Genomic DNA, 6,215 nt, shown 5'->3' on the forward strand with positions numbered 1-6,215 from the left:
AACAATGTATAACCGCAATTACGGCGGATTCGACTACGTCCGAATCCACTCGGAATTGCTAACATCTGTGCTTAATCGAAAAATTTGCGTACTTTAACCCGTAAACTGACGGTTATACGAGTCCGTTGCCCACAATATGAAAAAACTGCTTGCAATAACGTTCTTGCTAATTTCAAACCTCTGTTTTAGTCAATTAAAATCAGTGATAATTAATAGCGAAACGAAGGAAAAAATACCTTATGTAAATATTTGGGTTGAAAACGAAAATATCGGAACAACTTCAAATGAAAAAGGAGAATTTATATTAGAAATTGATAGCACGAAAATTATTCTTTTTTCTGCAATCGGTTTTGAGACAAAAAAAAAATCTTCAGATTTAATAAAAGAAACTCTTGAATTAAAACCAATAACAACGGAATTAGACGAAGTAATTATAAGTTCAAAAAAATCAACACAAGAATTCATAATTGGAGAATTCAAAAAGTCAAAAATCAATCATTACTTTGGTTGTGGAATAAAACCTTGGATTACTGCTAGATTTTTTAAATATAATCACAAATATGACAATACACCATTTTTAAAAAAAATAAGAATACTAACAAAAAGTGATGTAAAAGATTCAAAATTTAATATTCGCCTTTATGGAGTAAGCGAAAATGGAGAGCCTGAAAACTATATTTATGACCAAAATATAATTGGAATTGCAAAAAAAGGAAAAAAAACAACTGAAATCGATATTTCTGAACTAAATATTGAATTTCCTGAGAATGGATTTTTTATTGCAATTGAATGGCTAATTATTGAGGATAATAAGTATGAATATAAATATACAATGGAAGATTCAAGAAAAAAATTAGACGGAATCTCTTATGAACCTGCAATCGGAACTGTACCTGCTGAAACGGACGAAAATAGTTGGATTTTTAATCAAGGAAAGTGGAGAAAAGTTTGGAAAAACGTTGGAACAAGTAAAAATTATAAAGATAAATATAGTCTAATGGCAATTGAATTAACACTTACGAATTAAAAATACTGTGGGCAACACCGTATATAATTTATTGCTAGTTCTAGCCTACTTACGAAAATCCTCGCGGATTTTCTATTCGGTTTTTATTTGCTAAATTACGTGCTAAACCACGCAACAAACCATATACAACAACGTTGTAAGCCATTTGAACAAAATAAATCCAATGAAAAAATCATTTTTAGTAATAATTTCATTTTTCTCTATTCTTTGCAATTGTCAAACCGAGAAAAAAGTTAACGAAAAACAAGTGTATTTACGTTGGGTCGGAGACATTGAGCAAAATGACCAAACTGACGAATTGAATTTTAAAGTTTGTAACGGAGACGATAAAACCTTTCAATATTTTAATCTAGGAAAAGGACCTGATTATAGCGGAGAAAAATCTAAAATTTTAAACGCATTCAAATCTAAATATCAACCAATATCAGACAAAAATCAGAATGGACTAATCAGAATACGGTTTATTGTAAACTGCGAAGGAATAGCTGGAAGATTTAGAGTTTTACAGTCTGACTACAATTATCAAGAAATAGAGTTTGACAAAAGAATTATTTCTCAACTTCTTGATATAACAAAAGGAATTGATAATTGGAAAATACAATACCGAAAGGAAATGCCTATTGACTATTATATGTATCTCATTTTCAAAATAACAGATGGACAACTAAAAGAAATCATACCTTAATGAAAAATTTCAACCTATTAATCTTTTTGTTTTCATTTTCAAGTATTTTCTCGCAACCCAATTGTGAAGCATATAAATATTATGGAGAAACCTTAAAATACGAGGCTTGTAAAAAAGCAGAACAAATTGAAAATCACTATCAATTTTCTAAAAAGTTTCAAGAAATTTTAGATGAATCAATATTTATTGATTCAACATTTGCATATGCTTACCGTGAAAAATCTGTCGCATATTTAAAAAGTGGAGATTTTATAACCTGGAAAAGGTTAATAGATAAAGCTGTAAAATTTAACATAAAAGAAAATCTTGGTTATCGAGGTTGGTGTAGGTATCAATTCTTCCGTGATTACAAAGGAGCAATTAAAGACATAGAGAAATTAGATACTTTAGTAGACTATGACATTGGACAATCAATAAATGGAACTTATCATTTAAACATTGCTAAAGGTTTATGCTATAAAGCAATTGGGGAAAAAGAAAAAGCTATAAAAATTATTGAAAACCAAATAAAACTAAACGAAAAGGAAGATTTTGTTGGAGCATATGATTATTTACACCTAGGAGTCCTCTATTTAGAAACTGAAAGACTTGAAAAGGCAATTGAAATGTTTAAGAAACAGTCAAAAACAAACGAATTAGCTGAAAATCAATATTATTTGGCTTTAACTTATCGAAAATTAGATAACCCACCTGAATCCATTTCTTGTTTAAAAAAGGCAAAGGAACTTTATATTGAAGAAAGAAAAATGTTCGACCCGTATTCAAACCCAATGGACAAAATATATTTAGAAAATATTGAAAACGAAATAAAAACGGCTTACAACAATGGCTATAAGTAATTGCTTGCTCTCTACTACTTCTGAAAATCCTCACGGATTTTCAGTTTTGTGTGTACTTGCTAAGTTAAGTGCTAAAGCACGCAACTACTCATAGCCGAGACCGTTGGCAATAATTTGATGAAAACCGTAATCCGAACATTATTTTTAGTTTTAATTTTGCAAAGTTGTTCTAATAAGAAGAATAACTCTGAAATATTTGGACATTGGATTTCGACCAAAAGCGCAAATACTGTGGAATTAAAATTCTTTAAAGATTCCCTAATTTATTATACTTGGGATAAGACGACTAAATTCACATGGGAAAGTGATGGAACAAAAATTTACTATACACAATTAACGAATATTGACCCTGAATTAGAAACTGACTTTATTATGGAATATAGACTGAATTCTGAAAAAGACACTCTGTTTGTAAAAACTTCGGAATCTGATTTCACGAATGAATTTATAAAAAAAACTGCTGACTGAACAAATAGCAGAAAAACTAACTGAAATAAAAACTATTGCCAACACCGTGTATAAAAAATTGCTAGTTTTACACTAAACCAATGTGAGTTGCTTTGCTTGCCTGCATCTGATTTTCCTTCGGAAAATCCTCGCACACAAGCACGCAACTTTCCATACACAAACACGTTGGCATGCATTTGAGAAAAATCGAGTAAATGATTAAAAATAGTAAAGTATCGAGTAACATAAATCAATGGAATATTGAATATGACCAAAACGGATTCGTATCTGACGAAAAATGGTTAGTTACTGCTGAAAAAACAGAAGATATTTTACAATTAAGTCATATTTATCACGAAGGACCGATTTTAGATGTTGGATTTTACACGGAGAATTATAAAATATATGTCATTTATGACAATGATTGGGATAAACCAAAAGAAGTCTTTGAATCTAAAAAAACAGAATTCATAGAAAATAAACTTTATGAATTAATTGACAAATATGCAAATGCCTAAATTATGAGTAGGTCTAAAAAGAAAACAAAAATTCAAGGAATTACAACTGCAACGTCTGAAAAGGAAAATAAACAAGACGCAAATAGAAAATTTCGGAGAATTATAAAACAAAAAATCAAAGCAGAAGAAACTGAATTACCTGAATTACGTGAAGTTTCGAATGTTTGGAGCTTTGACAAAGACGGAAAAAGATATAGTCCTGAAATGACTGAAAAGGAATTACGGAAATAAAAACGACACACCAACACCGTATATAATTTATTGCTTGGTTCTAGCCTACTTACGAAAATCCTCGCGGATTTTCTATTCGGTTTTTATTTGTTAACTTAGTTGCTTAACCACGCAACAAACCATATACAAACACGTTGTGGTGCATATGCGAAAAACGACATTCATAATATTAATAACAATGATTTTTTATTCACTAAATGGACAAAATTTGAGCGGAACATGGCTAATGATTAAAGATGGAGCTACTTATGGAAAGCCAATGTTTATTGAATTTAAAAATGACCAAATCTCACATTACGATATTTCGGAACAATCAAAGAATGGAACTTTAGAAAAAAAGTTAGTTTATAGTGAGAAATTTTCGGAAACCAAAAATGAATTCGTGAATGAAAATCGGATTAGACTTTACAGAATGGGAAAAACTCATACAGTAATAAGCGAAACCGAATCCAAAACAGAAGACACCGAATTTACAACTGATTACGAACGAATTGAGCCTACTAAAACTGATTTAACAAAAACGGAAATTGAAGAATCTGAATTTAACGTAGAATGGAATAATGAGAAAATAAGATTTATTTTTAATAAAGATTTGAGCAGTCCAACTATTCAAGAAATTAATAAACGAATGAAAAGAGAAGGTCGGAAATTGATTTTAGAAAACCTTAATGGAACTTATTTTGGAGCAATTTATGATAATGGAATAAGAGAAACCTTAATTCCTATTCGAGAAATTAGTGCTGAAAAAATTACATTATATGGATTTCCGAAAAAACCTTATGAAATAACAACGAATTGAAAAAAATACGACACCACAACAACGTGTATAGTTAATGGCTAGTTTGAGCTTGCTTACGAAAATCCTCGCGGATTTTCTATTCGGTTTATATTTGCTAAATTAGTTGCTGAAACACGCAACTAACCATACACAACAACGTTGGGTTTAATACGAATGAAACACATTAACTACATTTTAATACTTCTAATTTTAATAAGTTGTTCAACTTCAAAAAAGTTGACTGAACCAAGTTCTCAACCGACAAAATTTATCTTCAAGAAATCTATGGTTTCATCCAAAAGCGGAATTACGGAACTGAAATCAAAAACGGATTCTTTAATTAAGGCCACCTATAATCCGAAAGGAAAAGATTCTTTGATGAACAAAGAACTAAAGGAAATGCAGATGACTGAATTCCTTACCCAAACTCCTGAAACGGAAATTTATATTGAAGTAAAGAATGATTCTATTTGGCGCTATACCAAGCAAAATGGAAAAATGATTGGAGATTATTTTATGATTCAAAAAAATAGTGGAGTTTTAAACTATTATGACAAATCAAAAACTGTGAATTATAGAAAATATGATCTATTTGCTAAAAACCACAAATATGAGATAATTGAAAATAGAAAAAACAAAAAAGAAATAAATGGATTCGATTGCTACAAACTCACTCTGATTAAAAAAGACGAAGAGAGTGATACGGGAAATACGATTTACGAAATGTATGTAACTGACAAAATCGAATTACCTATTCACTCTGTAATAAATCTGACCAAACTCGTTCAAAATACTTTTCCAATAGAAATAAGAATTTCAGAAGAGAAACTATCTGGATTAGCAGAACAATATGAATTAATAAAAATTGAATAATAAAGTACTAAACCCAACATTGTATAACCGCAATTACGGCGGATTCGACTACGTCCGAATCCACTCGGAATTGCTAACGTCAGTGCTAAACCGAAAAATTTGCGTACTTTAACCCGTAACTGACGGTTATACGAGACCGTTATGGTAAATTAACTTACTCAAAATGTTAAAGTTTAGAAGAAAAGTAAAAACTCTTAATTTTAAAGAAGATGGAAATGTCGGACTTGTTCTTTCACGAAAATTAAAGGATAAAACTTATATGATTTTGGAAACACCATTATTAATAAAATCTAAACTTTATGAGTACGGAACTATTGTATCTGCTAAAAAAGGATTTGACGGTAAGCTTTGGATTAAAGAAATTGTTACTAAATCAGAATATGTAACGGATGTATATTGTTGGAGTAAAGAAATGATTGATTCTAATACTTTTAAACTATTATCAAAAAAAATAATTGAAATTGGAGGTTCTTTCGATATCGCTATGGGTGGAATTGTAAGTATTTATTATCCAAAAAATGTTGAATTTAATTTATCAAGGGAAGTTGAAAAAATTGAAAACTTACCATAACAATGTATAACCGCAATTACGGCGGATTCGACTACGTCCGAATCCACTCGGAATTGCTAACGCCAGTTCTTAACCGAAAATTATTAACTTTAATCCCGTAACTGACAGTTATACGAGACCGTTACAAAAAATACCTCCGAACTCACTCAAACGCGGAGAAATCCGATGGAATTCTAAATCTGAATTTGATCAAAGCAGCTCGCGGAATTGAACACTCAAACTCTGAATCTGACAATCGTTACGCAG

General features: G+C 30.4%; 9 protein-coding genes. All 9 read left to right on the forward strand.

Annotated features, from left to right (window positions below):
- The first annotated feature begins 136 nt into the window (after window positions 1-136).
- Window positions 137-1,027 (forward strand): carboxypeptidase-like regulatory domain-containing protein, encoded by an 891-nt coding sequence (locus LG649_RS15765; protein ID WP_226544786.1) that lies wholly within the window; start codon window positions 137-139, stop codon window positions 1,025-1,027.
- A gap of 163 nt (window positions 1,028-1,190) precedes the next feature.
- Window positions 1,191-1,712, forward strand: a complete 522-nt coding sequence (locus tag LG649_RS15770; protein ID WP_226544787.1) for a hypothetical protein — start codon at window positions 1,191-1,193, stop codon at window positions 1,710-1,712.
- Window positions 1,712-2,551 (forward strand): tetratricopeptide repeat protein, encoded by an 840-nt coding sequence (locus LG649_RS15775; protein WP_226544788.1) that lies wholly within the window; start codon window positions 1,712-1,714, stop codon window positions 2,549-2,551. Before LG649_RS15770 ends, LG649_RS15775 begins: the two co-directional genes overlap by 1 nt.
- 117 nt (window positions 2,552-2,668) lie before the next feature.
- Window positions 2,669-3,019 (forward strand): hypothetical protein, encoded by a 351-nt coding sequence (locus LG649_RS15780; RefSeq protein ID WP_226544789.1) that lies wholly within the window; start codon window positions 2,669-2,671, stop codon window positions 3,017-3,019.
- 194 nt (window positions 3,020-3,213) lie between these two features.
- Entirely contained in the window at window positions 3,214-3,516 is a 303-nt protein-coding gene (locus LG649_RS15785; protein WP_226544790.1) for a hypothetical protein, read from the forward strand.
- Window positions 3,517-3,519: 3 nt separating this feature from the next.
- A complete protein-coding gene (locus tag LG649_RS15790; RefSeq protein ID WP_226544791.1) occupies window positions 3,520-3,747 on the forward strand; it encodes a hypothetical protein in 228 nt (75 codons plus the stop codon).
- A 178-nt stretch (window positions 3,748-3,925) separates the two neighbouring features.
- Entirely contained in the window at window positions 3,926-4,546 is a 621-nt protein-coding gene (locus LG649_RS15795; RefSeq protein WP_226544792.1) for a hypothetical protein, read from the forward strand.
- A gap of 153 nt (window positions 4,547-4,699) precedes the next feature.
- Complete coding sequence (locus LG649_RS15800; RefSeq protein WP_226544793.1) at window positions 4,700-5,398, forward strand: hypothetical protein; 699 nt, start codon at window positions 4,700-4,702, stop codon at window positions 5,396-5,398.
- Window positions 5,399-5,561: 163 nt separating this feature from the next.
- Window positions 5,562-5,969: a hypothetical protein gene (locus LG649_RS15805; RefSeq protein WP_226544794.1), complete on the forward strand. Its 408-nt coding sequence runs from the start codon at window positions 5,562-5,564 to the stop codon at window positions 5,967-5,969.
- The last annotated feature ends 246 nt before the right edge of the window (window positions 5,970-6,215 follow it).

The sequence above is a fragment of the Neotamlana laminarinivorans genome (genome assembly GCF_020523925.1).
GTDB lineage: Bacteria > Bacteroidota > Bacteroidia > Flavobacteriales > Flavobacteriaceae > Neotamlana > Neotamlana laminarinivorans.

Coding starts and splice junctions, on each gene's coding strand:
- LG649_RS15780 (WP_226544789.1), top strand. CDS start 2,669: ATGAAAACCGTAATCCGAACATTATTTTTAGTTTTAATTTTGCAAAGT.
- LG649_RS15800 (WP_226544793.1), top strand. CDS start 4,700: ATGAAACACATTAACTACATTTTAATACTTCTAATTTTAATAAGTTGT.
- LG649_RS15805 (WP_226544794.1), top strand. CDS start 5,562: ATGTTAAAGTTTAGAAGAAAAGTAAAAACTCTTAATTTTAAAGAAGAT.
- LG649_RS15790 (WP_226544791.1), top strand. CDS start 3,520: ATGAGTAGGTCTAAAAAGAAAACAAAAATTCAAGGAATTACAACTGCA.
- LG649_RS15765 (WP_226544786.1), top strand. CDS start 137: ATGAAAAAACTGCTTGCAATAACGTTCTTGCTAATTTCAAACCTCTGT.
- LG649_RS15795 (WP_226544792.1), top strand. CDS start 3,926: ATGATTTTTTATTCACTAAATGGACAAAATTTGAGCGGAACATGGCTA.
- LG649_RS15775 (WP_226544788.1), top strand. CDS start 1,712: ATGAAAAATTTCAACCTATTAATCTTTTTGTTTTCATTTTCAAGTATT.
- LG649_RS15785 (WP_226544790.1), top strand. CDS start 3,214: ATGATTAAAAATAGTAAAGTATCGAGTAACATAAATCAATGGAATATT.
- LG649_RS15770 (WP_226544787.1), top strand. CDS start 1,191: ATGAAAAAATCATTTTTAGTAATAATTTCATTTTTCTCTATTCTTTGC.